The sequence below is a fragment of the Gardnerella sp. DNF01189 genome, assembly GCF_049244195.1.
Taxonomy (GTDB): Bacteria; Actinomycetota; Actinomycetes; order Actinomycetales; family Bifidobacteriaceae; genus Bifidobacterium; species Bifidobacterium swidsinskii.
The window spans coordinates 1400063-1424446 of record NZ_CP058385.1; the positions used below are offsets into that span (position 1 = coordinate 1400063).

The 24384-nt window shown below is 47.6% G+C and carries 33 protein-coding genes, 1 tRNA gene and 2 pseudogenes; 35 read left to right on the top strand and 1 reads right to left on the bottom strand.

All coding sequences use genetic code 11. The features are described from left to right. Nucleotides 1-2: 2 nt before the first annotated feature. From rplW to HXT41_RS05815, 29 genes are all read left to right on the top strand, one after another. The gene (gene rplW, locus HXT41_RS05675) at nucleotides 3-299 is read left to right on the top strand and encodes a 50S ribosomal protein L23 (protein WP_004105515.1); all 297 of its coding nucleotides are present in this window, start codon (nucleotides 3-5) and stop codon (nucleotides 297-299) included. A 34-nt stretch (nucleotides 300-333) separates the two neighbouring features. Then, complete coding sequence (gene rplB / locus HXT41_RS05680; RefSeq protein ID WP_004574091.1) at nucleotides 334-1164, top strand: 50S ribosomal protein L2; 831 nt, start codon at nucleotides 334-336, stop codon at nucleotides 1162-1164. A 15-nt stretch (nucleotides 1165-1179) separates the two neighbouring features. Further along, nucleotides 1180-1458, top strand: coding sequence for a 30S ribosomal protein S19 (rpsS, locus tag HXT41_RS05685; RefSeq protein WP_004114357.1), 279 nt, complete (start codon nucleotides 1180-1182; stop codon nucleotides 1456-1458). A 16-nt stretch (nucleotides 1459-1474) separates the two neighbouring features. After that, the gene (gene rplV, locus HXT41_RS05690; protein ID WP_004105510.1) at nucleotides 1475-1834 is read left to right on the top strand and encodes a 50S ribosomal protein L22; all 360 of its coding nucleotides are present in this window, start codon (nucleotides 1475-1477) and stop codon (nucleotides 1832-1834) included. 2 nt (nucleotides 1835-1836) lie between these two features. Then, entirely contained in the window at nucleotides 1837-2655 is an 819-nt protein-coding gene (gene rpsC / locus HXT41_RS05695) for a 30S ribosomal protein S3 (protein WP_004574090.1), read from the top strand. 4 nt (nucleotides 2656-2659) lie between these two features. After that, the gene (gene rplP / locus HXT41_RS05700) at nucleotides 2660-3079 is read left to right on the top strand and encodes a 50S ribosomal protein L16 (protein WP_004109684.1); all 420 of its coding nucleotides are present in this window, start codon (nucleotides 2660-2662) and stop codon (nucleotides 3077-3079) included. Beyond that, complete coding sequence (gene rpmC, locus HXT41_RS05705) at nucleotides 3079-3330, top strand: 50S ribosomal protein L29 (RefSeq protein ID WP_004105502.1); 252 nt, start codon at nucleotides 3079-3081, stop codon at nucleotides 3328-3330. The genes rplP and rpmC overlap by 1 nt, the downstream gene beginning before the upstream one ends. A 2-nt stretch (nucleotides 3331-3332) precedes the next feature. Continuing rightward, the gene (gene rpsQ / locus HXT41_RS05710) at nucleotides 3333-3599 is read left to right on the top strand and encodes a 30S ribosomal protein S17 (protein WP_004114365.1); all 267 of its coding nucleotides are present in this window, start codon (nucleotides 3333-3335) and stop codon (nucleotides 3597-3599) included. A 90-nt stretch (nucleotides 3600-3689) separates the two neighbouring features. Next, nucleotides 3690-4058 (top strand): 50S ribosomal protein L14, encoded by a 369-nt coding sequence (gene rplN / locus HXT41_RS05715; RefSeq protein WP_004574089.1) that lies wholly within the window; start codon nucleotides 3690-3692, stop codon nucleotides 4056-4058. A 1-nt stretch (nucleotide 4059) separates the two neighbouring features. After that, nucleotides 4060-4395 (top strand): 50S ribosomal protein L24, encoded by a 336-nt coding sequence (gene rplX, locus HXT41_RS05720; protein WP_012913827.1) that lies wholly within the window; start codon nucleotides 4060-4062, stop codon nucleotides 4393-4395. Further along, entirely contained in the window at nucleotides 4392-4964 is a 573-nt protein-coding gene (rplE, locus tag HXT41_RS05725; RefSeq protein ID WP_004109679.1) for a 50S ribosomal protein L5, read from the top strand. The genes rplX and rplE overlap by 4 nt, the downstream gene beginning before the upstream one ends. 1 nt (nucleotide 4965) lies before the next feature. After that, nucleotides 4966-5151: a type Z 30S ribosomal protein S14 gene (locus tag HXT41_RS05730; RefSeq protein WP_003808046.1), complete on the top strand. Its 186-nt coding sequence runs from the start codon at nucleotides 4966-4968 to the stop codon at nucleotides 5149-5151. A gap of 86 nt (nucleotides 5152-5237) precedes the next feature. Next, a complete protein-coding gene (rpsH, locus tag HXT41_RS05735; protein WP_004105495.1) occupies nucleotides 5238-5636 on the top strand; it encodes a 30S ribosomal protein S8 in 399 nt (132 codons plus the stop codon). 16 nt (nucleotides 5637-5652) lie between these two features. Then, the gene (rplF, locus tag HXT41_RS05740; RefSeq protein ID WP_004109673.1) at nucleotides 5653-6192 is read left to right on the top strand and encodes a 50S ribosomal protein L6; all 540 of its coding nucleotides are present in this window, start codon (nucleotides 5653-5655) and stop codon (nucleotides 6190-6192) included. 1 nt (nucleotide 6193) lies between these two features. Further along, a complete protein-coding gene (gene rplR, locus HXT41_RS05745) occupies nucleotides 6194-6565 on the top strand; it encodes a 50S ribosomal protein L18 (RefSeq protein ID WP_004109670.1) in 372 nt (123 codons plus the stop codon). Continuing rightward, the gene (gene rpsE, locus HXT41_RS05750) at nucleotides 6562-7290 is read left to right on the top strand and encodes a 30S ribosomal protein S5 (protein WP_004574087.1); all 729 of its coding nucleotides are present in this window, start codon (nucleotides 6562-6564) and stop codon (nucleotides 7288-7290) included. The genes rplR and rpsE overlap by 4 nt, the downstream gene beginning before the upstream one ends. Continuing rightward, nucleotides 7290-7472, top strand: a complete 183-nt coding sequence (rpmD, locus tag HXT41_RS05755; RefSeq protein ID WP_004105491.1) for a 50S ribosomal protein L30 — start codon at nucleotides 7290-7292, stop codon at nucleotides 7470-7472. The genes rpsE and rpmD overlap by 1 nt, the downstream gene beginning before the upstream one ends. Nucleotides 7473-7474: 2 nt before the next feature. Continuing rightward, nucleotides 7475-7930 carry a 50S ribosomal protein L15 gene (gene rplO / locus HXT41_RS05760; protein ID WP_004109667.1) on the top strand — a complete coding sequence of 152 codons (456 nt, stop codon included), beginning with the start codon at nucleotides 7475-7477 and terminating at the stop codon, nucleotides 7928-7930. Nucleotides 7931-8124: 194 nt separating this feature from the next. After that, entirely contained in the window at nucleotides 8125-9468 is a 1344-nt protein-coding gene (gene secY / locus HXT41_RS05765) for a preprotein translocase subunit SecY (protein ID WP_004574086.1), read from the top strand. A 28-nt stretch (nucleotides 9469-9496) separates the two neighbouring features. Next, entirely contained in the window at nucleotides 9497-10057 is a 561-nt protein-coding gene (locus HXT41_RS05770; protein WP_012913828.1) for an adenylate kinase, read from the top strand. A 142-nt stretch (nucleotides 10058-10199) separates the two neighbouring features. Then, complete coding sequence (gene infA, locus HXT41_RS05775) at nucleotides 10200-10418, top strand: translation initiation factor IF-1 (RefSeq protein WP_004105485.1); 219 nt, start codon at nucleotides 10200-10202, stop codon at nucleotides 10416-10418. Between the two features lie 20 nt (nucleotides 10419-10438). After that, complete coding sequence (gene rpmJ / locus HXT41_RS05780) at nucleotides 10439-10552, top strand: 50S ribosomal protein L36 (RefSeq protein WP_003842636.1); 114 nt, start codon at nucleotides 10439-10441, stop codon at nucleotides 10550-10552. A 144-nt stretch (nucleotides 10553-10696) separates the two neighbouring features. Next, complete coding sequence (rpsM, locus tag HXT41_RS05785; RefSeq protein ID WP_004105472.1) at nucleotides 10697-11074, top strand: 30S ribosomal protein S13; 378 nt, start codon at nucleotides 10697-10699, stop codon at nucleotides 11072-11074. Between the two features lie 83 nt (nucleotides 11075-11157). Beyond that, nucleotides 11158-11556: a 30S ribosomal protein S11 gene (gene rpsK / locus HXT41_RS05790; protein WP_004105468.1), complete on the top strand. Its 399-nt coding sequence runs from the start codon at nucleotides 11158-11160 to the stop codon at nucleotides 11554-11556. Nucleotides 11557-11635: 79 nt separating this feature from the next. Further along, a complete protein-coding gene (locus tag HXT41_RS05795; protein ID WP_004574084.1) occupies nucleotides 11636-12631 on the top strand; it encodes a DNA-directed RNA polymerase subunit alpha in 996 nt (331 codons plus the stop codon). Between the two features lie 77 nt (nucleotides 12632-12708). Beyond that, nucleotides 12709-13143: a 50S ribosomal protein L17 gene (gene rplQ, locus HXT41_RS05800; protein WP_004129014.1), complete on the top strand. Its 435-nt coding sequence runs from the start codon at nucleotides 12709-12711 to the stop codon at nucleotides 13141-13143. Nucleotides 13144-13270: 127 nt separating this feature from the next. Then, the gene (locus tag HXT41_RS05805) at nucleotides 13271-14530 is read left to right on the top strand and encodes an Mbeg1-like protein (protein ID WP_004109646.1); all 1260 of its coding nucleotides are present in this window, start codon (nucleotides 13271-13273) and stop codon (nucleotides 14528-14530) included. A gap of 118 nt (nucleotides 14531-14648) precedes the next feature. Further along, on the top strand, nucleotides 14649-15566 hold the full coding sequence (locus tag HXT41_RS05810; RefSeq protein ID WP_103013792.1) for a tRNA pseudouridine synthase A: 918 nt from the start codon (nucleotides 14649-14651) through the stop codon (nucleotides 15564-15566). Between the two features lie 90 nt (nucleotides 15567-15656). Continuing rightward, nucleotides 15657-15742, top strand: a tRNA-Ser gene (locus HXT41_RS05815). Nucleotides 15743-15906: 164 nt separating this feature from the next. Here HXT41_RS05815 and HXT41_RS05820 read toward each other — a convergent pair. After that, nucleotides 15907-16908, bottom strand: a complete 1002-nt coding sequence (locus HXT41_RS05820) for a hypothetical protein (protein WP_102703347.1) — start codon at nucleotides 16906-16908, stop codon at nucleotides 15907-15909. Between the two features lie 170 nt (nucleotides 16909-17078). Between HXT41_RS05820 and nusA the strand changes: the two genes are divergently transcribed. The 6 genes and pseudogenes from nusA to ribF all read left to right on the top strand — a co-directional run bounded on the left by nusA (nucleotide 17079) and on the right by ribF (nucleotide 24320). Next, entirely contained in the window at nucleotides 17079-18161 is a 1083-nt protein-coding gene (gene nusA, locus HXT41_RS05825; protein WP_004109632.1) for a transcription termination factor NusA, read from the top strand. Between the two features lie 318 nt (nucleotides 18162-18479). Further along, a pseudogene (locus tag HXT41_RS05830) lies at nucleotides 18480-18627 on the top strand (translation initiation factor IF-2 N-terminal domain-containing protein); the annotation flags it as partial. Between the two features lie 176 nt (nucleotides 18628-18803). Continuing rightward, nucleotides 18804-21335 (top strand): annotated as a pseudogene (gene infB / locus HXT41_RS05835) (translation initiation factor IF-2); the annotation flags it as partial. A gap of 2 nt (nucleotides 21336-21337) precedes the next feature. Continuing rightward, entirely contained in the window at nucleotides 21338-21862 is a 525-nt protein-coding gene (rbfA, locus tag HXT41_RS05840) for a 30S ribosome-binding factor RbfA (RefSeq protein WP_103013795.1), read from the top strand. Between the two features lie 48 nt (nucleotides 21863-21910). Further along, entirely contained in the window at nucleotides 21911-23014 is a 1104-nt protein-coding gene (gene truB, locus HXT41_RS05845; protein WP_103013796.1) for a tRNA pseudouridine(55) synthase TruB, read from the top strand. A gap of 61 nt (nucleotides 23015-23075) precedes the next feature. Next, nucleotides 23076-24320 (top strand): bifunctional riboflavin kinase/FMN adenylyltransferase, encoded by a 1245-nt coding sequence (ribF, locus tag HXT41_RS05850; RefSeq protein ID WP_199172871.1) that lies wholly within the window; start codon nucleotides 23076-23078, stop codon nucleotides 24318-24320. Nucleotides 24321-24384: the final 64 nt, after the last annotated feature.

Sequence of the window (24384 nt, forward strand, 5' to 3'; positions counted from 1 at the left end):
AAATGGTCGCAGTCCATAACCCAGCACATGACGTAATTCTTAAGCCAGTTGTTTCTGAAAAAAGTTACGCAGCTTCTGATCGTGGTCAGTACACTTTCGTAGTGGCTCCAGATGCTAACAAGGTTCAGATCAAGCAGGCTATCGAAGAAATCTTCAAGGTCAAGGTGACAAACGTTAACACTTTGAACCGCGCTGGCAAGTTGAAGCGCTCTCGCACCGGTTTCGGCCGTCGTGTGAACCAGAAGCGTGCTATTGTCACCGTGGCTGAAGGTCAAACGATTGACATCTTTGGTAACTGAAGGCTAGCCGAGAAAAGTAAAGGAATACTATATTATGGCTATCCGCGTTTATAAGCCGACGACTGCAGGCCGTCGCAACGCTTCGGTTTCGGATTTTGCCGAGATCACGCGTTCTACGCCTGAAAAGTCGCTGGTACGCAAACTCAGCAAGACTGGTGGTCGTAACTCTTACGGCCGCATGACTTCTCGCCATCGCGGCGGTGGTCACAAGCGTCAGTATCGTCTCATCGACTTCAAGCGTTGGGACAAGGATGGCGTGCCAGCAAAGGTCGCTCATATTGAGTATGACCCTAACCGTTCCGCTCGCATCGCTTTGTTGCATTACGCAGACGGTGAGAAGCGTTACATTATCGCTCCTGAAGGCGTTGCCCAGGGTGATGTTATTGAGACCGGCGCTCAGGCTGATATTAAGCCAGGCAACAACCTGCCTCTGAAGAATATCCCAACTGGTACCGTGGTTCACGCAATTGAGCTTCGTCCACTTGGTGGTGCGAAGATTGCTCGTTCCGCTGGTGCTGCTGTTCAGCTCGTCGCTAAGGATGGTGCTTATGCGCAGTTGCGTATGCCATCTGGCGAAATTCGTAACGTGGACGCTCGTTGCCGCGCTACTGTTGGCGAAGTAGGTAATTCCGATCACGCCAATATCGAGCTTGGTAAGGCAGGTCGCGCACGTTGGCTTGGTCGTAGACCAATCACCCGAGGCGAATCCATGAACCCTGTGGACCATCCACATGGTGGTCGCACCCGTGGTGGTAAGCCACCAGTTTCTCCATGGGGCAAGGGCGAGGTTCGTACACGTCGTCCAAAGAAGGCTTCGAACAAGATGATTGTTCGTCGTCGCCCGAATGGTAAGAACCGCAAGTAAGGGAGTGTCGAATAGATGACTCGTAGCATCAAGAAGGGCCCTTTCGTCGACGCCCACTTGCAGAAGAAAGTCGACGAGCAAAACGACAAGGGTACGCACAATGTCATTAAGACTTGGTCGCGTCGTTCGATGATCACTCCTGATTTCATTGGACACACCTTTGCCGTACATGATGGCCGCAAGCATGTGCCGGTATTCGTTACCGAAGCCATGGTTGGTCATAAGCTCGGTGAGTTCGCCCCGACCAAGACCTTTAAGGGTCATGTGAAGGACGACAAAAAGGCACGCCGCTAAAGGAGAGTTAGGACACATGGAAGCTAAAGCAATCGCTCGTCACGTTCGCGTGACGCCGCGCAAGGCTCGCCGCATGGTCGACCTCATCCGAGGCAAGCGTGCAAGCGAAGCTATTACCATTTTGAAGTTTGCTCCTCAGGACGCATCATTGCCGGTGCGCAAGGTTCTTGAAAGCGCGATTGCTAACGCTCGCGTTAAGGCTGAAAAAGCCGGTGAACCATTCCGTGAGCAGGACTTGGTCATCAAGGAAACCTATGTGGACGAGGGTGTAACGCTTAAGCGTTTCCGTGCTCGTGCACAGGGTCGCGCTGCGCGCATTAACAAGCGCACAAGCCATATCACTGTTATCGTCTCGCTTAAGGAAGGAGCCCGCTAAAGATGGGTCAGAAGATCAATCCTTTCGGCTATCGCCTGGGCATCACCGAGAATCATCGCTCTAAGTGGTTCTCTGACTCCAACAAAGCTGGCGAGCGTTATCGTGACTTCGTCCTTGAGGATGACAAGATTCGCAAGGAAATGAGCCATGACCTCGAGCGTGCTGGCGTATCTCGTATCGTTATCGAGCGCACTCGTGATCGCGTTCGTGTAGATATTCACACTGCTCGTCCGGGTATTATCATCGGTCGTCGTGGCGCTGAAGCTGAGCGCGTTCGCGCAAAGCTCGAGAAGCTCACAGGCAAGCAAGTACAGCTCAACATCTTCGAAGTGAAGAACGCTGCACTTGACGCTCAGTTGGTTGCTCAGGGAATTGCGGAGCAGTTGACAAACCGTGTTACATTCCGTCGTGCTATGCGTAAGGCACAGCAAGATGCAATGCGTGCAGGTGCCAAGGGTATCCGTATCAAGCTCTCCGGTCGCCTTGGTGGTGCCGAAATGAGCCGCTCTGAGTTCTATCGCGAGGGTCGCGTTCCACTGCAGACCCTTCGTGCCTTGATTGATTACGGCTTCTTTGAAGCTAAGACCACATACGGTCGTATCGGCGTAAAGGTCTGGATCTACAAGGGTGATATGACCGAGCGTGAGTTCGAAGAGCAGCAGGCTCAGCAGGGTAAGCGTGAAGGTCGTCGTGGTGGCGATCGTCGTCCACGTCGTGGCGCACGTCCTGCTAACCAGCAGAAGGCTGCTGAAGCACAGGCTGAAAAGCCAGCTGAAGCTGCAGCTGCTGAAGCTCCTGCCGCAACGGAAACGAAGGAGTGAGCAGATGCTTATCCCAAAGAGGACTAAATATCGTAAGCAGCACCGTCCTACCCGTAGCGGCATGTCTAAGGGTGGCACCGAGATCGCTTTCGGCGATTTTGGTATTCAGGCGCTGGCTCCGGCTTACATCACTAACCGACAGATCGAGGCAGCTCGTATCGCAATGACTCGCTACATTAAGCGTGGCGGTCGTGTGTGGATTACGATCTTCCCAGATCGTCCATTAACCAAGCACCCGCTTGGTGCGCGAATGGGTTCCGGTAAGGGTGCTCCAGAATTCTGGATTGCCAACATCCACCCAGGACGCGTAATGTTCGAGATCGGTGGTGTTTCTGAGGACATCGCTCGCGAGGCTTTGCGCCGCGCTATCGATAAGCTCCCAATGAAATGCCGTGTTATTGCGCGTGAAGGCGGTGACATCTGATGCCAGTCGGAACTGCAGACTACACCATCAAGAATTTGAACGAGAAGACAAATGCTGAGATCGAAGGCTTCTTGAAGAAGTCTAAGGAAGAGCTATTTAACTTGCGCTTCCAGGCAGCAACTGGTCAACTCGAAAACAGCGCTCGCCTCAAGGCGGTCAAGCACGACATTGCCAGGATGTATACTATCCTGCGTGAGCGTGAACTCGGCATCAGCCAAGAGCCTGGCGCCACTGAGGTCAAGGAGAAGTAAGCATGGCTGAGAACCAAGAGCGCAACTTCCGCAAGGTTCGTCGCGGCTACGTCGTGTCCGAGGCCATGGACAAGACAATCGCCGTTGAGCTGGAGCAGCGTTCGACACACCCGCTTTACGGTAAAGTCGTTCGCTCCACCCGCAAGGTCAAAGCCCATGATGAACACAATGAGGCACATATTGGCGACCTCGTGAGTATTATGGAAACTCGGCCACTGAGCAAGACCAAGCGTTGGCGTCTCGACTCGATTATCGAGCGCGCCAAGTAAACAAGTTCGGCAAGGCTCCGCGCTTCACCTGTGTCTGCTAATGTGTAGACACAGGTGAGTGGGGAGAACCAGCTCGGCTAAGGAGAATCAATGATTCAGCAGGAAACGCGGCTTCATGTCGCCGACAACACGGGTGCTAAGGAGTTACTTGCCATCCGCGTGCTCGGTGGATCGAAGCGACGCTATGCCGGCATCGGCGACATCATCGTCGCCTCCGTCAAGGACGCGATCCCTGGCGGGTCGGTCAAGAAAGGCGACGTAGTTAAGGCTGTCGTCGTCCGTACTGTCAAGGAGCATCGCCGTGTCGATGGTTCCTATATTAAGTTCGATGAGAACGCCGCCGTAATTCTCGGCTCCGGTCGTGAACCAAAAGGCACTCGTATCTTCGGACCAGTCGGTCGTGAATTGCGTGATCAGCGCTTCATGAAGATTGTGTCCCTTGCTCCGGAGGTGATCTGATATGGTAGCCAAGATTAAGTCCGGCGACCAGGTGAAGGTCATTCGCGGCAAGGATCGCGGTAAGGAAGGCAAAGTAGTTCGTGTACTAGCCGATGACCGTTTGATTGTAGAAGGCGTTCAGATCGTTAAGAAGCACGTTCGCGCCACCCAGCAGGGTCAGCAGGCGGGCATTGTTTCGGTTGAGGCTCCAATCCATCGCTCTAATGTGATGGTTATTGATCCAGAGACCAAGCAGCCTACACGCGTTGGCGTGATTGTTAAGCAAGAGGCTCGTGACGGCAAGGTTAAGACCGTGCGCGTGCGTGTCGCCAAGAAGTCCGGAAAGGAGCTGGCATGACCGATACTACAGTTGAGTTGCCGGCAACTCCGCGCTTAAAGCAACAATACAAGGATGAAATCGTACCAGCCTTGGAGAAAGAATTCGGCCACACTAATCCTATGCAGGTGGCTCGCGTGCAGAAGGTTGTCGTCTCTATGGGTGTCGGCGCTGCAGCTCGTGATTCTAAGCTCATTGAAGGTGCGATTAAGGATCTCACTTTGATTGCCGGCCAGAAGCCAAAGGTAACTAAGGCAAAGAAGTCTGTCGCTCAGTTCCATTTGCGCGAAGGTCAGGCTATCGGTGCTTACGTAACTCTTCGTGGCGATCGTATGTGGGAATTCTTGGATCGTTTGCTCACTCTGGCTTTGCCTCGTATCCGCGATTTCCGTGGTATCAATGGCAACCAGTTTGACGGTCAGGGTAATTACAACTTTGGTCTTACGGAACAGTCTATGTTCCATGAGATTGATCCTGACTCGATTGATCATCAGCGTGGTATGGACATCACCGTGGTGACTACCACCAAGGACGATGTGGAGGCCAAGTCTTTGCTTAAGCACCTCGGTTTCCCATTCAAGGAGAACTGAAATGGCAAAAACCGCTCTGAAAAACAAGGCGGCCGCCAAGCCGAAGTTCAAGGTACGCGCTTATACGCGTTGCCAGGTTTGTGGTCGTCCTCACTCCGTGTATCGCAAGTTCGGTCTGTGCCGCATCTGCCTTCGTGAGAAGGCTCATCGCGGTGAGTTGCCGGGTGTTACGAAGTCCAGTTGGTAAATATCGACGCTGAAGGTCCACTGCTTGAAGACAAAGTTCTCATATAGAGGCGGTGGAAACCACGGCGAGAAAGGGCGTTAGCCCACATGACAATGACAGATCCAATCGCAGACATGTTGACACGTCTGCGTAATGCGAGCGCGGCAAAGCACGATACCGTGGAAATGCCGTACTCCAAATTCAAGGCGAATATCGCCGAGATTCTGAAGCACGAAGGCTATATTAAGGACTTCGCTGCTAAGGAAGCTAAGGTTGGACAGACGTTGGAAATTACGTTGAAGTATGGCTCCAATGGCCAGCGTTCTATCCAGGGCATCAAGCGCATTTCTAAGCCAGGCTTGCGTCGTTACGCAAAGTCTGATGCTTTGCCAATGCCTCTTGGTGGTCTCGGTATTGCTATTATCTCGACCAGCTCGGGATTGTTGACTCAGAAGGAATGTCTCGATCGAGGCATTGGCGGCGAAATCGTCGCCTACGTATGGTGAGAAAGGAGAGCTGAAGATGGCATCGCATATTGGTAAGCTCCCCGTCGACATTCCTGCAGGCGTGGAAGTAAAGATTGAAGGTCAGTCCTTCAGCGTCAAAGGCGCTAAGGGTTCTGATTCTTATGAAATTCCAGAGGGAATCACCGCAGCAGTCGCTGACAATCAGATTGTTCTGACTCCAGTTGACGATTTGCGTCCAACTCGTGCAAAGCATGGTTTGGCTCGCGCAATTGTTGCTTCTATGGTGAAGGGTGTACATGAAGGCTACACCAAGACTTTGGATATTGTCGGTACCGGTTATCGTGCAGTGATGAAGGGCAAGGGCATTGAGTTCTCGCTCGGTTATTCTCACACTATTACCGTTCAACCACCGGCAGGTATTGAGTTCGAGTTGCCAAATCCTAACCAGGTAATCGTAAAGGGCACCGATAAGCAGACTGTTGGTCAGGTTGCTGCTAACATTCGTAAGCTTCGTGCTCCAGAACCTTACAAGGGTAAGGGTATTAAGTACACCGATGAACGTATCCTGCGCAAGGCTGGAAAGGCTGGTAAGTGATATGAGCGTTAAGATTTTCGGTAAGGGTACCAAAGTCGCACGTTTGCGTCGTCACGCCCGTCTTCGTAAGCACATTGCCGGCACATCTGAACGTCCTCGTTTAGTTGTTTCCCGTTCTAACCGTCATATGGTTGCTCAGATTGTGGATGATACCAAGGGAATTACTTTGGTAAGTGCTTCCACTTTGACTGCTGACTTCGCTGGTTTCACTGGCACGAAGACTGAAGCTGCAACCAAGGTTGGCGAATTAGTAGCGGCTAAGGCGAAGGAAGCGGGTATCACCGCTGTAGTCTTCGACCGTGGCGGTAACAAATATCATGGTCGCGTCGCAGCAGTGGCTGAAGGCGCCCGTCAGGGAGGTCTGGCACTGTGAGCGACAACGAAAAGGAAACCCAAGTGGCTGAAGAAACTCAGAACACTCAGGCATCCGCTGAGGAGCGTAACGATGATCGTCGTTCTCGCCGTAACAAGGGCGAGGGTAAACGCGGCGAACGTCGTAATCGTCGTGAAGAAAACCGTGGCGAAGAGCTTCTGGATCGCGTAGTTACTATTAACCGTGTTTCCAAGACCCACAAGGGTGGTCGTACCTTTAGCTTTGCAGCACTTGTTGTTGTTGGCGACGGTAAGGGCACTGTTGGTGTTGGTTACGGCAAGTCTCGCGAAGTTCCAGCTGCTATTGCTAAGGGTCAGCTTGACGCTAAGAAGCATATGTTCACTGTTCCACGCATTCGTGGCACCGTCACTCATCCAGTGCTCGGTCACGATGCTGCTGGTACTGTGTTGCTCCGTCCAGCTGCTCCAGGTACTGGTGTAATTGCTGGTGGTGCTGTACGCGCTGTTATGGAATGCGCCGGCATCACGGACATCCTCACCAAGTCCATGGGCTCTGCAACTGCTGTAAACGTAGTGCGTGCTACTGTGGACGCTTTGAAGAAGCTCGAAGAGCCAGAAGAGATTTCTGCTCGTCGTGGTCTTTCTCTTGAGGAAGTCGCTCCTGATGCTTTGCTCCGTGAGCGTGCTGCTGGCATTGCCGAAGCTCGCAAGGCTCGCGAAGAAGCTCAGGCCGCCAAGGCATCTGAAGCAAAGGATGGTGAGTGATGTCAAATTTGAAGATCACTCTGGTGCATGGTTTAGTTCATACAACTGAGCGCCAGCGCGCGAATGTTCATACGCTCGGCCTTCATAAGATTGGTCACAGCGTAGTTCGCGAGGACACCCCCGTCAATCGTGGCTTGGTTATGGCCGTTCGTCACTTGGTGAGCGTCGAGGAGGTCGACTGATTATGGCTAACGAAGAACCAATGCTGCATATGCACACGTTGCGTCCAGCTCCAGGAGCTAAGAAGGATCGCATCCGTGTAGGTCGTGGTGAAGGCTCTAAGGGTAAGACCTCAGGTCGTGGTGATAAGGGCACAAAGAAGCGTTATCAGGTTCGTCCTGGCTTCGAAGGTGGTCAGCTCCCACTGTATATGCGCTTGCCTAAGTTGCGTGGCTTCAAGAGTCCTTTCAAGAAGGAATTCCAAGTCGTCAACGTTGCAGATCTTGCTGACCTTTTCCCAAAGGGTGGCGAGGTTACTGTAGCTGACCTTATTACTAAGGGCGCTGTACGTGATGGCTATCCTGTAAAGGTTCTTGGCGATGGTGAATTGACTGTTGCTTTGACTCTTAAGGGTATGAAGGCTTCTGCTTCTGCTAAGGCAAAGGTTGAGGCTGCCGGCGGCTCCATCAGCGAAGAGTAGTTAAAGGCTACTTAAAGCTTGATGCAGTTATAAATCTGTGATAGTCCCTCTAGCATTGTCTAGAGGGACTATTTTTATCACCAAAACTCACAATAACCTATTTCAGTAGGTACCGTGGGTTAAACTATCGTCTCAGAGTTTGTTTTTTGCACTGTTGCGCCTAGGAGTGCGCGAAAAAAGGGAGGAAGACCCAGGTGAAAACGTTAATCCAGGCCTTCAGGACGAAGGAGTTGAGGAACAAGATCCTCTTCGTCTTCGCTATGATAATTATTTATCGTATTGGTTCATTTATTCCGATTCCGGGTGTGGACTATAAAGTTGTGCACGCTTGCACTGTTAAATTAGCTTCATCGAGCGAGAACTTTATTGGGTTAGTTAACTTGTTCTCAGGTGGCTCGCTGTTGCAGCTTTCTATTTTTGCTTTGGGTGTTATGCCTTACATCACTGCTTCCATTGTGATTCAGCTTTTGCGCGTGGTTATTCCTCGCTTCGAAGCTCTTCATAAGGAAGGTCAGTCTGGAGAAACAAAGCTTACGCAGTACACGCGTTACCTAACTATTGGATTGGCAATTTTGCAATCTACTACGATTTTGGTAACAGCACGTACGGGTGCTTTGTTTAATTATCAGTGCGGAAATAATATTATTCCAGACGGAAGCATGTGGAGCCTTATTGTCATGGTTTTGATCATGACTGGCGGCACTGGTCTTATTATGTGGATGGCAGAACTCATTACCGATAAGGGTATCGGTCAAGGCATGTCTGTCTTAATCTTTATGTCTATTTGCTCTGGCTTCTTACCAAAGCTTTGGGAGATTGGTTGGGGAACCAACGGTTCTAATGGCGATTGGAATAAGTTCGCTATTGTTGGTGGCGTTTTGATTGTTATCCTCATATTTGTTGACTTTGTTGAGCTTGCTCAGCGTCGTATTCCTGTGCAGTATACGCGTCGCATGATTGGCCGAAAAATGTATGGCGGCTCTTCGACTTATTTGCCATTAAAGGTAAATATGAGTGGTGTTATTCCACCAATCTTTGCTTCGTCAATTCTTGCTGTTCCTACCCTTATTGCTCAGTTTGGAGATAAGAGCAAGGCTTGGGTGAATTGGATTGAAGCTAATTTGGCTAATTCCACTTCTGCTTGGTATATTGCGTTTTACACAGTAATGATTGTGTTCTTCTGCTTCTTCTACACAGAGATTACTTTTAATCCTGATGAGACTGCAGATAACATGAAAGAGTATGGTGGCTTCATACCAGGCATTCGCGCTGGTAGTGCTACAAGTCATTATCTTAGCTATGTTATGAATAGGTTGAATACTGTCGGTGCTATTTATTTGCTCTTTGTTGCATTGATTCCTACCGTTTTGATTATGGCTTTGCATTTGAATACAAAATTGCCATTTGGTGGTACAACAATTTTGATTATTGCTGGCGTTGGTTTGGATACGTTGCGTCAAGCAAAGGCTCAGACTGAACAATTCCAGTATGCTGGTTTCTTGTTCAAGCATGATGAGCAAAAGCAAGTATCTAAGTAACTACAGTTATTGAGCTAAGGAGATGAATATGCGATTACTAATTATGGGTCCACAGGGCGTTGGAAAAGGCACTCAGGCCGCTTTGTTAAGTGAGCATTATGGCATTCCAGCGATTTCTACTGGTGATATTTTCCGCTATAACCTTAAGAATCATACTGAGCTTGGAAAACAGGTTCAGGGATATCTTGACAAGGGCGAGTTGGTTCCAGATGAGCTGACTAACAGCATTGTTAAGGATCGTCTTGCTCAGGACGATGCAAAGAGCGGCTGGATTCTCGACGGTTATCCTCGCAACGCTTCTCAGGTTCAAGCTTTGGATCGTATGTTGGAAGAGCTTGGCACTCCTCTCGATCACGTTGTGGCTCTCGAGGCTGAGCGCGATGTTTTGCTCGAACGCATGCAAAAGCGTGCAGTGGAGCAAGGTCGTTCTGACGATACTCCAGAAGTAATTGCTAAGCGTTTAGAAACGTATGAGAAGGAAACAGCTCCATTGCTTGATATCTATGATAGCCGCGGTCAGTTGGTTGAAGTAGATGGCGTTGGAGATATTAAGGAAATCAATAATCGCATTGTTGAATCACTTAATTAAGTAGTGCGTTTTTAAATTTAAAAAGTAAAATGCGTTCTGTTCGACACGCCGAGTGTTGAATGGGACGCATTTACTGTATTATAAAAGATTGGCGTGTCTTCGGATGCGCAAAGTAGTATGCCCAAGGAACGGAACGAGGCTCATGGCAAAAGACGGTGTGATTGAAGTCGAAGGCACGGTAGTAGAAGCACTACCAAATGCGATGTTTCGCGTTCAGCTTGAGAATGAGCACATTGTTTTAGCTACGATTTCTGGTAAGATGCGTAAAAATTATATTCGCATTCTTCCTCAAGATCGTGTAGTGCTAGAAATGAGCCCTTACGATCTAAATCGTGGGCGTATTACGTACCGTTATAAGTAAGGTACAAGCAAAGGAAAACCATGAAGGTCAGCCCTAGCGTGAAGAGGATCTGCGAAAACTGCCGCGTGATCCGCCGTCACGGCCGCGTCATGGTGATCTGCATTAACCCACGTCATAAGCAGCGTCAGGGCTGAGCAGATTTCCATCGCGGAATACAAAGAATAAGGCGCTAAGTCACAGCCTAAGCTGAACCCTGGGTGCGCAGGCCCAGGCCGCACTTAATTTCTATTAATGCGGAAGACTTGGTGCACGACCTGCGTAACAGTAAAGGAATTACAATGGCACGTCTTGCCGGAGTAGATATTCCCAATGAGAAGCGCATTGAGATTGCCCTCACCTACATTTTTGGTGTTGGTCGTACTCGCGCTAAGGAAACGCTTGCCGCGACCGGTGTTAATCCGGACACTCGCGTCAAGGATCTTACGGATGAACAGCTGATCACCTTGCGTGATTATCTTGAGGCCAATTACAAGATTGAAGGCGATTTGCGTCGTGAGATTGACGCTGACATCCGTCGTAAGATTCAGATCAACTGCTATCAAGGCCAGCGTCATCGCAAGGGTCTTCCTGTGCGTGGTCAGCGTACTAAGACTAATGCTCGTACTCGCAAGGGTCCGAAGCGTACTGTCGCCGGGAAGAAGAAGGCCACCCGATAGTAGTCGGTGGTCGGCTCTAGGCCACGGATATATTTCCATCGTCTAGACATACCAACTCATTCGTCATTAGGAAACGAGGGTCAATGGCAGCTGCAAAGCAAGCCTCGCGCAAGCCGCGTCGCCGGGACCGCAAGTCGGTGCCGGTTGGGCAGGCGCATATTAAATCAACATTCAATAACACGATTATCTCCATTACCGATCCATCCGGTGCAGTCCTTTCTTGGGCTTCCGGCGGTGATGTCGGCTTTAAGGGTTCCCGTAAGTCGACTCCTTACGCTGCAGGTATGGCTGCTGAGTCTGCTGCACGCAAGGCAATGGAGCATGGCCTCAAGAAGGTCGACGTGTTTGTTAAGGGTCCAGGTTCCGGTCGTGAAACCGCTATCCGTTCCCTCCAGTCCGCGGGTCTCGAAGTTGGTTCTATTACCGACGTTACCCCACAAGCGCATAACGGCGTACGCCCACCAAAGCGTCGCCGCGTCTGAGCACTCTTACGAATCCATCCATCCAACCCGCTTATGGGCGGCGAGTGCACCACCGACCAGAAGCTGAAAGGATACCAAAGTGCTTATCGCACAGCGTCCGACACTTACCGAGGAATCACTGAATCCCCAGCGTTCTCGCTTTACTATTGAGCCGCTGGAACCAGGTTTTGGCTACACTCTCGGCAATTCGCTGCGTCGTACCTTGTTAAGCTCTATTCCAGGTGCTGCCGTTACTTCGGTTCGCATCTCTGGAGCTTTGCATGAGTTTACGACTCTGCCAGGTGTTGAAGAAGATGTCACTGAAATTCTGCTGAACATCAAGGGCATCGTGCTCACGAGTGAGTACGACGAGCCTGTAGTGATGTATTTGCGCAAGAATGGTAAAGGTGAGGCCACTGCTGGAGATATTACTCCTCCAGCCGGTGTTACTATTGCTAATCCTGACTTGCATATTGCTACACTCGCAGAAGATGGTGAACTTGAAATTGAGTTTACTGTTGAACGCGGTCGCGGTTACGTGCCAGCTCAGATGAACAAGCAGGAGAACAGCGAAATCGGCCGCATTCCTGTGGATTCGATCTACTCACCAGTTTTGAAGGTGAGCTATAAGGTCGAAGCTACCCGCGTGGAACAGCGCACGGACTTCGATAAGCTCATCCTGGATGTGGAAACCAAGCCAGCTATTACACCGCGTGATGCAGTTGCATCTGCAGGCTCGACTTTAGTTGAGCTTTTCGGTCTTTGCCGTGAGCTTAACGTTGATGCTGAAGGTGTTGAAGTTGGTCCAGCGCCAACTCATGATGAAGCTGATTCTCAGTTGGCTATACCGATTGAAGATATGAATTTTACTCAGCGTAGCTATAATTGCTTGAAGCGTGAGGGTATTCATACAGTCGGCGAACTGGTAGTTCACACTGAGCAGGATTTGCTCGATATTCGTAATTTCGGCATGAAATCCATCGATGAAGTTAAAGAGAAGTTGCAGGCAATGGGTCTGTCTTTGAAGGCTTCACCGATTGGCTTCGACGCCAATAATCTCGAAGGTGGCACTTTCTTCTCGCCTGAAGACGAGTAAGTTCCGCCTGCAATCGTCGTAACGTTCGGATGTTCGGGTTGATGCCCACCTGAACGATGCGACAATAAGGAGTAATAATGCCTACACCGAAACAAGGCCCTCGTCTGGCTTCTAGCCCGGCTCATGAGCGCCTGATGCTGGCCAATATGGCGACCAGCCTCTTCCAGCACGGTCGTATCGTAACGACGTTGCCAAAGGCAAAGCGTCTTCGTCCGCTTGCTGAGCGTTTGATTTCGTTCGCTAAGCGTGGCGATTTGCATTCGCGTCGTCGTGTGTTGCGTGTAATTCGCAACAAGTCCGTGGTTCACGTGCTTTTCACTCAGATTGCTGAGCAGATGAAGCAGCGTGAAGGTGGTTACACACGTATCGTGAAGATTGCTCCACGTCGTGGTGATACCGCTCCTCAGGCAATTATTGAGCTCGTAACTGAGCCAGTAAGCCCAAAGAAGGCTGTTGTGAAGGAAGCTGAAGCAGCTACCAAGGTTGCAGCTAAAGAAGAAGCTGCCGAGTAGTTTGCATTCCAGCTTTACGCATCGGTAAAGTGAATCTTAAAGCAAGCGTTTAATCGCTTCTTGAAGAATTGCTAAAACGAGTCGAGGATTTCCTCGGCTCGTTTTTTGTTTGTATTATTATTAAGTTATGCCGAATATTTTGGATCAAGTAAGAAGCGATTTTCGTACTTTTGCTCAAAGAAGTTTTAATTCTGTTGATGCTTTGATTTTGTGTGAGCTTTCATACATAAATATGCCAAAATCTATTCCGCTATATAACAGTGAGTCAAAAGTTATTTCGACTACGCCTATTTACGATCTGCTACGTTTTGAAGATTTTTCGTCGATGTTTTCTTCTGGAGTAGCTAAGGTTGATAAGTTTCGTCAAGAGTTACTTTTTGCAGTTGCAGCTAATCCGCGCTACAGAGGTATTAAAGTAGGCGAAATTCTTGAACGATTTGATAAATCGAATGCTCATGAATCTTGTGAACAGCAGTTTGCTGGTGTTACTTTTGACCTTAGTTCTTGTGAAGGAATTGATAATCCGAATACTATTGTTGTTGCTTTTAGAGGAACTGATAATACGCTTGTTGGGTGGAAAGAAGATTTTAATATGGCCTTTCGCTGCCCAATTCCAGCTCAGGAGTCAGCAGCAGAATATTTAATTTCTGTAACACAAAGATATAGTAAATATATTGCAAAAAAAGCTAGTTTATTACAAAAAATTTCCTCGTTTTTCGCAAAATCAACTAATTCGAAGCGTGACAATTGCGATAACAATAATAAGCGCGATAATAATAACAAGCGCAATAACAGCCCGAATATTATTGTCACAGGTCATTCAAAAGGTGGGAATATGGCGTCCTATGCTACTATGCGATTGGATGCGGAAAATGAAAAACTTGGCAATCTTGTATCTAAAATTTATTCAATGGATGGGCCGGGTTTTGCAAATGATGTAGTAGATACTAGCGTTTTTTCGTGCGTGGCAAGTCGAATAGAGAAAGTTGTGCCGCAATCTTCGATTATTGGGCTTCTTATGGATAATGGATTGCCATATAAAGTAGCTAGGGCTGATTCTGTTGGTTTAATGCAACATTTTGGCATGTATTGGCATGTTGAGGATGGTGATTTTGACTATCGAGATGAAGTTACTGCTCGCGCTGCTGCAATCGCAAAAGCTATGAATTCTTGGATGTTTGATTTGCCTGTTGAGGAACGAAAACGCAGGATTGATAGTGTGTATAACGTTTTGTCGAGTTTAGGTTATCCTACTTTTGATTTATTGGGTTCTCATTGGTCTGAGCTTGTGCCAAAATTACTTGGAATGGCAACGCACTTGGATGCGAAGTCTTATGAGCTTATACGCGGAATTATTGCTGCTGTTGCTGGCGTAGGCGTGAAGTAACTGTGGTGAAGCAAGCTTTATGAGTAACTGTAGATGGAAAGTAATACTAAGCGGAAGCAACTGTAAACGGAATTTAATTGCGGAATTATTTAGTTACGACGAATGGAAGGTTTTTTAAATGCGACTTCGCTTAGATTTAGCGTATGATGGCGGCGGATTTTACGGTTGGGCTAAGCAGCCTACTTTGCGCACCGTGCAGGGTGAAATTGAGGGTGCTTTGCATACAGTATTGCGTGTTCCAGAAGGGGATGCTGCTGAGCCGCTGCGCCTTACTGTGGCTGGACGTACGGATACGGGCGTGCATGCATCGCATCAGGTTTGTCATCTTGATGTTTGTGAAGAAACTTTATTGCGATGCGTAGGTCATACTGGATTGGACGGTGTTTGCGCGCTCGAGTACAGGCTTAAGCATGTTTTGCCACAAGATATTTCGTTGCATAAGGTTAGCGTTGCGCCCATTGGTTTTGATGCACGCTTTTCTGCGTTAGAGCGCACGTATGTGTATCGTATTTGCGACGCTTCTGATTATTGTGATTATGACCCTCGTATGCGCGGTTTTGTTTTGAAACTTGATGATGTTTTGGATGTTGATGCAATGAACCAGGCTGCGAGGCTTATGATTGGCCTTCACGATTTTGGATCTTTTGCGCGCCCTAATCCTGGAGGCACTACTATTCGCGATGTAAAAAGTGTCTGTTGGGAACGCGTGGGAACGCGTGCTAATGACGTGCGCGTTAAGCTTAAAACTGGATGCGTGCCGCCTGTTGAGCAGGGTTTGCTTGAATTTACTATTGTCGCTGATGCTTTTGCGCACAATATGGTGCGTTCTCTTGTGCAAGCTTGTGTGCAAATTGGTTGTGGGAAGCGTTCTTTTGATTGGTTTGAGGAAAAGATCAATGTTCCTCTTCGTGAAGGCTCGACGGGTCCAATTGATCCTCATGGATTGACATTGGAATATGTAGCTTATCCTCCTGATGAGGAGCTTGCTTCTCGCGCTGAAAAAATTCGCGCTCGCCGTGATTCTGCTGAGTTATAGCGTTTCAACTCGCCATAAATTTATATTCGCGCCATGGTTTACAATTGAAAAGTTGCGTTTGCGCGCGATTTTGTTGCGCGAATCGTAAGTGGATGAATGTCCGAGCGGTCTAAGGAGCACGCCTCGAAAGCGTGTGAGGGTAAAATCCTCCGCGAGTTCGAATCTCGCTTCATCCGCGAATTAACCAAGCCTAAAGCATGTAAAATTGCTTTAGGCTTTTTAATTCGCCGAACTTCGTAAGCGATCGTAATCCGTGCGAACTTTCTCTCGCGTTTGAAGTCGAGTCCTATTTTGTGTGTAAAGGGAATGCCCTATAGGCTAAAAGCCCCAAGGTTAAGTTTTACTTCAAAATAAGCTTCGTATCAGTAGGATACCCAAGTTCATAAGCTCTTAGCAGTCTAGATGTGATTAATTGCACAGTTGCATTTTTAAGAGTTTGTTGAGCGCGTATTACAGAATCGTTATCATCGCTTTTTGTAGTAACGTTATTCTCGGATGCATTATTATTTTTTGACGTAATAGTTATTATTTGATTAAAAGCAGCTAGCTCTTCTCTAGCGCAATCCATATAAGCTATAGCGGTAATCGACAGATCTTTTCCGCTTGCTGAATCATGTGTTTTTCCGCTTTCTAACGCCTCTTGAGGAATATCGTAAACTTTTTTGCGCAAGTCTGTTCCTTCTCCTGCAACTCGCATAAGAGTTTGAGCGTTTGTCGACGCCATATCGCTGTATTCCAATGTTATATTTTGCTCTTTTCTCGCTGCTAGTGTTTGTAAAATAAAAGCAAGTTTGTCTTCAGCTTCTGCAGCTTGAGCTAAGGGTTGATGTGTCCATTTGAAGTTTTTGTAATGATTTATTACTTCTATAAGATTCGCGTATGAATCGTGCTCCATTTGTTGCGCTGTTGTAGTTTTTGTATTTTCTGAGCTTTCGTTTCCGCTTTTATTGCTTACATTATTTGAATTTTCGTTACTATTTTTCTTCGAAAGCATTTCCCATTGAGCTTGCGTGCTGTATATAATGCTTTCACTTAATCTTCCTGGGCATTGCTGAGCGACAGTTTTCCAATATTTTGCTGCGGTTTCAAAATTCTTAATGGATGTGTTGTTTTGGTTCTTTTTGATTTCACGCTGCTTTTTTTGCGCAAGTCTGTATGCTTTAGCACATGCATTTTCTGGAGCTGCTGTGTGAACTGTATGCTCGACGTGAATGTTTTGTAATGTTCCACAGGCTGTTAGCAGTGGAGATATTAAAACGCATATAAGAAGCACGAGTGCTCTGGCAATACTGCGTTTTACTTGTTTGCGCATGTCATTTAACAAAACATAAAGTGTCTGCATAATCTACTAAAATAGCCACTGACTGTGACCAATATCGATTTATTAATTTGGTATTTGTTCTAAGTCTGCAACAATTAAAGCTAACTGTCGTTAGAAGAAAAAATAAGTGTGCTTTAATAGTTACAATTAATAATCATAAATTAATGCGTTATAACGAGAGGACGTGCGCGATGGAATTGGATTTGGCGGGAATGCATCAGCTTGCGGCACAGCAGGGGATTAATGCCGAGGAGCTGGACGAGGCGCTCGCCGAGGCCTTGCGTCTTGCGTATATGAAAACCGCTCATCCTGCAAAGCATGTGCGAGTTGAATTGGACGAACGTGCAGGTTCGTTCACTGTGTGGGCTAGGGATGAAATTCCTGGTAAACCTACTGAAGATAACCCGTATCCAGCTCCAACGCTGGGAGAGGAGTATGACGATACTCCTCATGATTTTGGTCGTTTAGCTGCTGCAACGGCTCGTCAAGTTATTAGTCAAATTTTCCGTAAAGCTGAAGATGATCGCGTGTTTGGTGCGTTTTCTGGTCAAAAAGGAAAGCTTATTAACGGCATTATTCAACAAGACGCAAAAGATAACACTAATATCCACGTTGCTGTTGGAGATGTTGAAGCTATTTTGCCGCGTCGCGAGCAGGTTCCAGGTGAACGTTACCGCCATGGTGAGCGTATTCGCGTATATGTTGTAAATGTTGCTCGTGGTCTGCGTGGTCCGGAAATTGTTGTTTCACGTTCACATCCTGAATTAGTTCGTCGTCTTTTTGAGCGAGAAGTGCCGGAACTTGTTTCTGGAGCAGTTTCTATTATGTCGATTGCACGTGAAGCCGGAGCTCGCACAAAGATTGCTGTTAGAGCTAATACTGAAGGTGTGAATCCAAAGGGTGCTTTAATTGGTCCTGGCGGTTCACGCGTGCGTGCTGTAATGGAAAACTTGGGTCAAGAGAAGATTGATATTGTCGATTGGTCGTCTGATCCAGCAAAGTTTGTTGCTGCTGCTCTTTCGCCTGCTACTGCTACACAAGTGCAAGTAGTGAGTGAAAAGAATCAAACTGCAGTTGCTTTTATTCATGATGCTCAGCTTTCTCTTGCTATTGGTAAAGAAGGTCAGAACGCTCGTTTGGCTGCAAAGTTGACTGGTTGGAAGATTGGTATTGAGTCTGCGGAAGAGCATGCTAAGAAGGTTGCTGCAGCTCAAGCACAAAATGCTCAGCCTGCTTCAGCTGATTTGAATAATAACGCATCTGCTGCTGAATAGATTGTTAATTGAGAAGTGCTAAATATTTTTAGATTGATATTTTCGCAATGTTTAGCACTTCTTGATTGTTTATTTTGCTAGTGGTGTGCAAATAAAGTAGTCTCTCGCGTGGCATTTAGCGACACTCGAGTCAATCCAACGTTTCGAGTATGCTAAAAGCTGGAATCTGGGCGAAAGGCAATCGCCATCGTCCGGCGGGAGACGAGGTATAAGATCATGGTCGCACGATGATATATCGCACGATAATAAATAATAAGCTCGCAATAATGTAAAGTGGTCGCGTGTACTAGCGCTGCCACAGACAGAGGAGAACACTGAGTGGTTAAAAAGCGCGTGTATGAACTGGCCAAAGAATTTGGTGTAGACAGTAAAACCGTGTTGGAGCGTTTGAAGAGCATGGGCGAATTTGTTAAGTCTGCTTCTTCAACAGTTGAGGCTCCAGTAGTTCGTCGTTTGCAAACAGCGTTAGCATCTGACGGAAATAAGTCCGAAAAGGCATCTAGTGCAAGTAAGCCTGCTGCGCCAAAAGCTAAGCCTCAAGCTAAGCCGCAGACTAAACCTCAAGCTAAAGATTCGTCACACAGTGATTCTGTAGCTGGCTCTTCTGCTAACCAGCCTGTGCACAACACAGCTTCTCATTTTGTTCCAAAGCCGGGTGCAAATCATACTCGTTCAAACAATCCTTCGCGTTCTAATGCTGCTGCCGGCGAAAATAGAAAAAATGATCGTCGCAATGATAATCGCGGCGAATCGCGACAGCAAGCTCAAGGTCAATCTCACTCAGATCGTTCACAGATGCCTCCTCGCCCTCGTCCGCACCAGAATGCACAAGGTGCAGGCGCATCTGCTCCACGTCCTGGTAATAATCCGTTTAGCCGTAAGCAGGGTATGCGTGCTCCTACACCTGGAGATATTCCACGTCCTCATCCGATGTCTCGTCCTGGTGCTGAAAATGGCCGCGGTGGTCGTCCAGGTCAAGCTGGCTCTGGACCTCAAGGTTCGCGTGGTGAACGTGCAGAACGCGGTGGCCGCTCGCGTGGTGGCCGCTCTGGTCAAGGTGGCGCACGCTCATCGCAGTGGTCGGGTCAGCGTCGTGGTCAAGGTGGCGCAGGTGCTGGCTCTGGTGCATCTTCTCGCCCATCTGCAGAATCTCGTTTTGCATCTCAAGGAGCTAGCTTCCAGGCTGCTGCAGCAGGCGCACCTAATGGTGGTCCATCGCGTGGCGGCGGTCGCGGTCGTGCAGGAGCTGCAGGCGCATTCGGTCGTCAAGGTGGTAAATCTTCTAAGGCTCGTAAGAATCGTTTAGCGAAACGTCGTGAATACGAAGAGCTTAAAGCACCAGTGATTGGCGGCGTGCGTATTCCTTCTGGTAACGGCGCTACGATTCGCTTGCGTCAAGGCGCAACTCTTTCTGATTTGGCGGAAAAGATTGATGTAAATCCAGCAGCTTTGGTAACTGTGCTCTTCCACTTGGGAGAAATGGCAACATCTACACAATCTTTGGATGAATCAACATTCCAAATTTTGGGTGAAGAAATCGGCTGGAATATCAGCATTGTTTCTGCTGAAGAAGAAGATAAAGAGCTTTTGCAGCAGTTTGACATCGATTTGGACGAAGAAGAGCTGCAAGAAGATGACGATTTGCAATCTCGTCCGCCTGTTGTTACTGTTATGGGTCACGTCGATCACGGTAAAACTCGCTTGCTTGATACCATCCGTAAGTCGAATGTTATCGATCGCGAAGCAGGTGGCATTACTCAGCGTATCGGTGCTTATCAAGTAACTGTAAATCTTGAAGGAAAGCCTCGTAAGATTACGTTCCTCGATACTCCAGGCCACGAAGCGTTTACTGCTATGCGTGCTCGCGGTGCTGAGCTTACAGACGTTGCAATTCTTGTTGTTGCAGCAGACGACGGCGTAATGCCTCAGACTGTTGAAGCTATTAACCACGCTCAAGCTGCTCATGTGCCAATTGTTGTGGCTGTGAACAAGATTGATGTTGAAGGTGCCAACCCAGATAAGGTTCGCGGTCAGCTTACAGAATACGGTTTAGTTGCTGAAGATTACGGTGGAGACACCATGTTTGTGGATATTTCTGCAAAGCAGGGCACGAACGTCGATAAGCTTCTTGAAGCTGTGTTGTTGACTGCTGACGCTGAGCTTGATCCTAAAGCAAATCCAAATATGGATGCTCGCGGTGCAACTATCGAAGCTCGACTCGATAAGGGTCGTGGTGCTGTTGCTACTGTTCTTGTGCAGCAAGGTACTCTTCACGTTGGTGATTCTATCGTTGCTGGCACTTCTTATGGTCGTGTGCGCGCTATGCTTGACGAGAACGGCAAGCATTTGCAGGATGCGGCTCCTTCCACTCCTGTTCAGGTGCTTGGTTTGACTTCTGTTCCAACCGCTGGCGACTTGTTCTTGGTTACTTCGGACGACCGTTCTGCTCGTCAAATTGCTGAAAAGCGTGCAGCTACAGAGCGTGCAGCTCAGCTTGCTAAGCGCCGCAAGGTTGTGTCTCTTGAAAGCCTTAAGGAACAGTTCGCTAAGTCTGAAGTTGACATGCTGAACATCGTTATTAAGGGCGATTCTTCTGGTTCTGTTGAAGCTTTGGAAGATTCCTTGATGAAGATTGAGGTCTCTGAGGAAGTTGGCATCCAGGTTATTCACCGCGGTGTTGGTGCAATTACTCAGAATGATGTGAACTTGGCAACTGTCGATAAGGCTGTGATTATTGGCTTCAACGTGCGTCCAAACCGTCAGGTTGCTGATTTGGCTGAACGCGAAGGTGTGGAGGTTAAGTACTACTCGGTTATTTACAAGGCAATCGAAGATATCGAAGCTGCTTTGAAGGGTATGCTTAAGCCAGAATTTGAAGAGGTTGTCACTTCTCACTCTGAGATTCGCGAAATCTTCCGTTCTTCCAAGTTCGGCAATATTGCTGGTGTTATGGTTCAAGATGGCGAGGTCAAGCGCGGTACGAAGTGCCGTATTTTGCGCGACGGCGTTGCTACAGTCAACGACTTGGAGATTTCCAGCTTGCGTAGGTTTAAGGATGACGTGCAATCCGTTAGCGAAGGTTACGAAGCTGGTATTAATCTCGGCAGCTTTAATGACATTGAGCTTGGCGATATAATCGAAACCTTTGAAATGAAGCAGATTGAGCGCAAGTAATTATGGCAGGAACGAATCCTAGAGCTGCACGTATTGCAGCATTAATTCAGCGCGTAATCGCTTCTAATATGGAATCGCATTTGCATGATAAGCGTTTGGCAAGTGTGACTATTACGGAAGTGCGTGTTACGAACGATTTGCAAATTGCAAAGGTTTACTGGACTCAACTTGGTCACGAAGGCAAAGAGCAGGGCGAGCGTCAGCGTGCAGCACAAGCTTTGCAGCAGGCTCACGGTCGACTGCGCTCTTTGGTCGGTGCAAAAGCTGGATTGCGTTTGACTCCTCAATTGCAATTCATTTATGACGAAGTGCCGTCTGAAGCGCACGAAATTGAGGATATTCTTGTTGCAGCTCGTCATCGTGATGAAGAATTAGCTAAGTTGCGTGAAAATGCTAAGTATGCTGGTGATGTCGATCCGTATAAGAAGCCACGCGAAGTTGAAGAATCTGACGATGATTTCGAAGAGGGCGACGACTTTGAAGAGGGCGACTTTGAAGACATGTCTGAATCGTCTGACAACAATTAGATCTCAAAGCAAACTCAATGTGAATCGTATAGTAGTTAGATTTAACTTATGTGCATACCAGATTCGGGATTACTGCTTGTAGATAAGCCGCAAGGTGTTACAAGTCACGATATTGTTGCATGCGCTCGTCATTTGTTGCATACAAAGCGAGTTGGGCACGCAGGAACGCTTGATCCTATGGCAACAGGATTGCTAATCATAGGTTTTGGCAATGCAACGCGACTTTTAAATTACATGTTGGGGCACAATAAAACCTATGAAGCAGTAATCCGCTTAGGAGAAGCAACTACTACTGATGACGCAGAAGGTGAGATTCTTCCGGATAATGCATTAAATATAGGTCCGGGGGTTCATGTCGATAATGACGACACGTCTTTTGAAAAGTCACTGTCTTTTGAGCGAATTAAGCAAGTTGTTAGCGAAAATTTAGTAGGCAAAATTATGCAAGCTCCTACTGCTTTTTCTGCTATTAAAATTAATGGTCAACGAGCTTATGATTTAGCGCGCGAAGGAAAATCAGTAGAGATTGCTCCTCGAGAGATATTTGTTAGTGATTTTTCAGTAAGTAATCCTCGAATTACTAGGGGAGTGAGTGGGAAACTCGTATGCGATATATCTGCAAAAGTTTCTTGCAGTAGTGGAACATATATTCGCGCTTTAGCTCGCGATTTAGGTCGCTTACTAGGAGTTGGTGGACATCTTACTCAGCTTCGTCGCACTAGCATTGGTGATTTTTCGGTTACTGATTCGCGAGTTCTTAAACTTCGCGCTCAAATGCGAGAATTTACTGATCGCAATGGAGTATTGCAGCATCGCTCAAAAGCAGTTCCTAGTGACGATTTTGACGCAAATAATATGCTTCCTAAAATTTGCTTAAATATGATGGATGCAGCTTCGCATTCGCTTCCAACTTTAAGCATTGATGAGAATCAAGCTAAAGACTTACGTTTTGGGCGCTGGATTGAGCTTAAATCTGGCATAAATTACGAAAATTATCCTGCAATAGCGTACGTTCAAAACGCAAATACTGAGGAATGTGACGTTGTTGCAGTAGTTGAATTGACAAAAAATATAAAAAGTAATCAAATCAAACCAATTGTGGTATTTCCGGCAAGCGAGAAGACTGGTAAACTAGATAAGTATTTAAAATAACGAATTGCGTATTTTGCGTAGTTTGCTTGAGTAATGCTTGAACGCGGATAGTAAGGATATCATGAAGGTCATCGACATTCGACCAGATGCCAACGGCATGATTAATTGGCCAACGTTAAGTGCGGAGCGTAAAGCGGTTGTTACCATTGGCGTATTCGACGGTATGCACAAAGGTCATCGCGAGGTTATTCGTCGTACTGTGGATCTTGCGCATCGTCATGGAGCGTTTTCAGTAGTGATTATGTTTGATCCACGTCCAAGCGTAGTGCATGCTAATCCTGATTTATACGATGATTTTGGCGACGTTAATTCTAAACTTCCGGACGATCCTGATGCTCTTACAAGCGTGCGTCAACGTTTGCGCGTGATGTCGCAGTTGGATGTTGATCATGTTGTGATTGTGCGCTACAGCCTTGCTTTTGCTGCAAAATCGTACCGTTTCTTCTTAGGTCAGCTCGTTGGAAAGCTTGGTATGCGAGCATTAGTTCTTGGCTCTGATGCTGCGCTTGGTGCTCGTCGTGCTGGTGATATCAAAGCAATTCGCGAGTTGTCTCAAGCAACTGGAGTTTTTGAGCTTATTGAAGTAGAGGATTTGGGTCCAGACGACGTTCGCGTGCCTGATCCTATTGTTCGTGAGGTTCCACAGGAGCCTGGAGACCCTAAAGATCCTTCTGATGGCATGAATAAAGCTGAATATCGTGCTTGGAGCAAGAGCATGCCAAATAAGAAAGTGCGTGCTTGGAGTTCTACAAATGTGCGCTGGATGTTGGCTACTGGTCGAGTCAAAGAAGCGCGTGAAATTTTGGATCAGCCGCATCGCGTTGAAGGAACAGTAGTTCATGGAGACGAGCGTGGGCGCGAGATTGGATTCCCAACAGTAAATCTTGGCGAAAAAATTGAAGGCTATGTGCCAGTTGATGGCGTGTACGCAGGCTGGGTTGTTGATTTAGATGCTGACAATAAGAACGATGTCAGACCATCGAAAAATGCTGTTCCGGATGTGAGTGTTTTGCGTCGTGACGAGCTTCATTTAGGCGTTCATTCTCCGTGGCGTTGGCCTGCTGCGATTTCTATTGGAACTAAGCCAACATTTAATAAAGATGGCGAAGAAGATGCAGAGCGCACTGTTGAAGCTTACGGATTGTTCGACGATTGGAAAGACTTGTACGGGCATCGTGTTTGCATCGAGTTTGCTAGTTTCTTGCGCCCGCAGCAGACTTTTGATTCGGTTGATGCGCTAAAAGATATGCTCAAAGCTAATGTTGAGCAAGTGCGCGAGATTACAGATGCTGAGTCTGAAATCTGATTTTGATATTTGTTTAGCTGCGTTTAATTGCGTTTAGCTTATAGCCCAAGTGCTTTTAAAATTG

What these genes read in the sequence shown, in the direction of transcription:
- rpmC (WP_004105502.1), top strand. Translation starts at nt 3,079, where the DNA reads ATGCCAGTCGGAACTGCAGACTACACCATCAAGAATTTGAACGAGAAG.
- rplR (WP_004109670.1), top strand. Translation starts at nt 6,194, where the DNA reads ATGAGCGTTAAGATTTTCGGTAAGGGTACCAAAGTCGCACGTTTGCGT.
- rpsM (WP_004105472.1), top strand. Translation starts at nt 10,697, where the DNA reads ATGGCACGTCTTGCCGGAGTAGATATTCCCAATGAGAAGCGCATTGAG.
- rplE (WP_004109679.1), top strand. Translation starts at nt 4,392, where the DNA reads ATGACCGATACTACAGTTGAGTTGCCGGCAACTCCGCGCTTAAAGCAA.
- nusA (WP_004109632.1), top strand. Translation starts at nt 17,079, where the DNA reads ATGGAATTGGATTTGGCGGGAATGCATCAGCTTGCGGCACAGCAGGGG.
- rpsH (WP_004105495.1), top strand. Translation starts at nt 5,238, where the DNA reads ATGACAATGACAGATCCAATCGCAGACATGTTGACACGTCTGCGTAAT.
- rpmD (WP_004105491.1), top strand. Translation starts at nt 7,290, where the DNA reads ATGTCAAATTTGAAGATCACTCTGGTGCATGGTTTAGTTCATACAACT.
- truB (WP_103013796.1), top strand. Translation starts at nt 21,911, where the DNA reads ATGTGCATACCAGATTCGGGATTACTGCTTGTAGATAAGCCGCAAGGT.
- HXT41_RS05805 (WP_004109646.1), top strand. Translation starts at nt 13,271, where the DNA reads ATGCCGAATATTTTGGATCAAGTAAGAAGCGATTTTCGTACTTTTGCT.
- rplV (WP_004105510.1), top strand. Translation starts at nt 1,475, where the DNA reads ATGGAAGCTAAAGCAATCGCTCGTCACGTTCGCGTGACGCCGCGCAAG.
- rplN (WP_004574089.1), top strand. Translation starts at nt 3,690, where the DNA reads ATGATTCAGCAGGAAACGCGGCTTCATGTCGCCGACAACACGGGTGCT.
- rplQ (WP_004129014.1), top strand. Translation starts at nt 12,709, where the DNA reads ATGCCTACACCGAAACAAGGCCCTCGTCTGGCTTCTAGCCCGGCTCAT.
- rpsC (WP_004574090.1), top strand. Translation starts at nt 1,837, where the DNA reads ATGGGTCAGAAGATCAATCCTTTCGGCTATCGCCTGGGCATCACCGAG.
- HXT41_RS05820 (WP_102703347.1), bottom strand. Translation starts at nt 16,908, where the DNA reads ATGCAGACACTTTATGTTTTGTTAAATGACATGCGCAAACAAGTAAAA.
- infA (WP_004105485.1), top strand. Translation starts at nt 10,200, where the DNA reads ATGGCAAAAGACGGTGTGATTGAAGTCGAAGGCACGGTAGTAGAAGCA.
- HXT41_RS05730 (WP_003808046.1), top strand. Translation starts at nt 4,966, where the DNA reads ATGGCAAAAACCGCTCTGAAAAACAAGGCGGCCGCCAAGCCGAAGTTC.
- rpsQ (WP_004114365.1), top strand. Translation starts at nt 3,333, where the DNA reads ATGGCTGAGAACCAAGAGCGCAACTTCCGCAAGGTTCGTCGCGGCTAC.
- rpsS (WP_004114357.1), top strand. Translation starts at nt 1,180, where the DNA reads ATGACTCGTAGCATCAAGAAGGGCCCTTTCGTCGACGCCCACTTGCAG.
- rplW (WP_004105515.1), top strand. Translation starts at nt 3, where the DNA reads ATGGTCGCAGTCCATAACCCAGCACATGACGTAATTCTTAAGCCAGTT.
- rplB (WP_004574091.1), top strand. Translation starts at nt 334, where the DNA reads ATGGCTATCCGCGTTTATAAGCCGACGACTGCAGGCCGTCGCAACGCT.
- rplO (WP_004109667.1), top strand. Translation starts at nt 7,475, where the DNA reads ATGGCTAACGAAGAACCAATGCTGCATATGCACACGTTGCGTCCAGCT.
- rplX (WP_012913827.1), top strand. Translation starts at nt 4,060, where the DNA reads ATGGTAGCCAAGATTAAGTCCGGCGACCAGGTGAAGGTCATTCGCGGC.
- rplP (WP_004109684.1), top strand. Translation starts at nt 2,660, where the DNA reads ATGCTTATCCCAAAGAGGACTAAATATCGTAAGCAGCACCGTCCTACC.
- rpmJ (WP_003842636.1), top strand. Translation starts at nt 10,439, where the DNA reads ATGAAGGTCAGCCCTAGCGTGAAGAGGATCTGCGAAAACTGCCGCGTG.
- ribF (WP_199172871.1), top strand. Translation starts at nt 23,076, where the DNA reads ATGAAGGTCATCGACATTCGACCAGATGCCAACGGCATGATTAATTGG.
- HXT41_RS05810 (WP_103013792.1), top strand. Translation starts at nt 14,649, where the DNA reads ATGCGACTTCGCTTAGATTTAGCGTATGATGGCGGCGGATTTTACGGT.
- rplF (WP_004109673.1), top strand. Translation starts at nt 5,653, where the DNA reads ATGGCATCGCATATTGGTAAGCTCCCCGTCGACATTCCTGCAGGCGTG.
- HXT41_RS05770 (WP_012913828.1), top strand. Translation starts at nt 9,497, where the DNA reads ATGCGATTACTAATTATGGGTCCACAGGGCGTTGGAAAAGGCACTCAG.
- rpsK (WP_004105468.1), top strand. Translation starts at nt 11,158, where the DNA reads ATGGCAGCTGCAAAGCAAGCCTCGCGCAAGCCGCGTCGCCGGGACCGC.
- rbfA (WP_103013795.1), top strand. Translation starts at nt 21,338, where the DNA reads ATGGCAGGAACGAATCCTAGAGCTGCACGTATTGCAGCATTAATTCAG.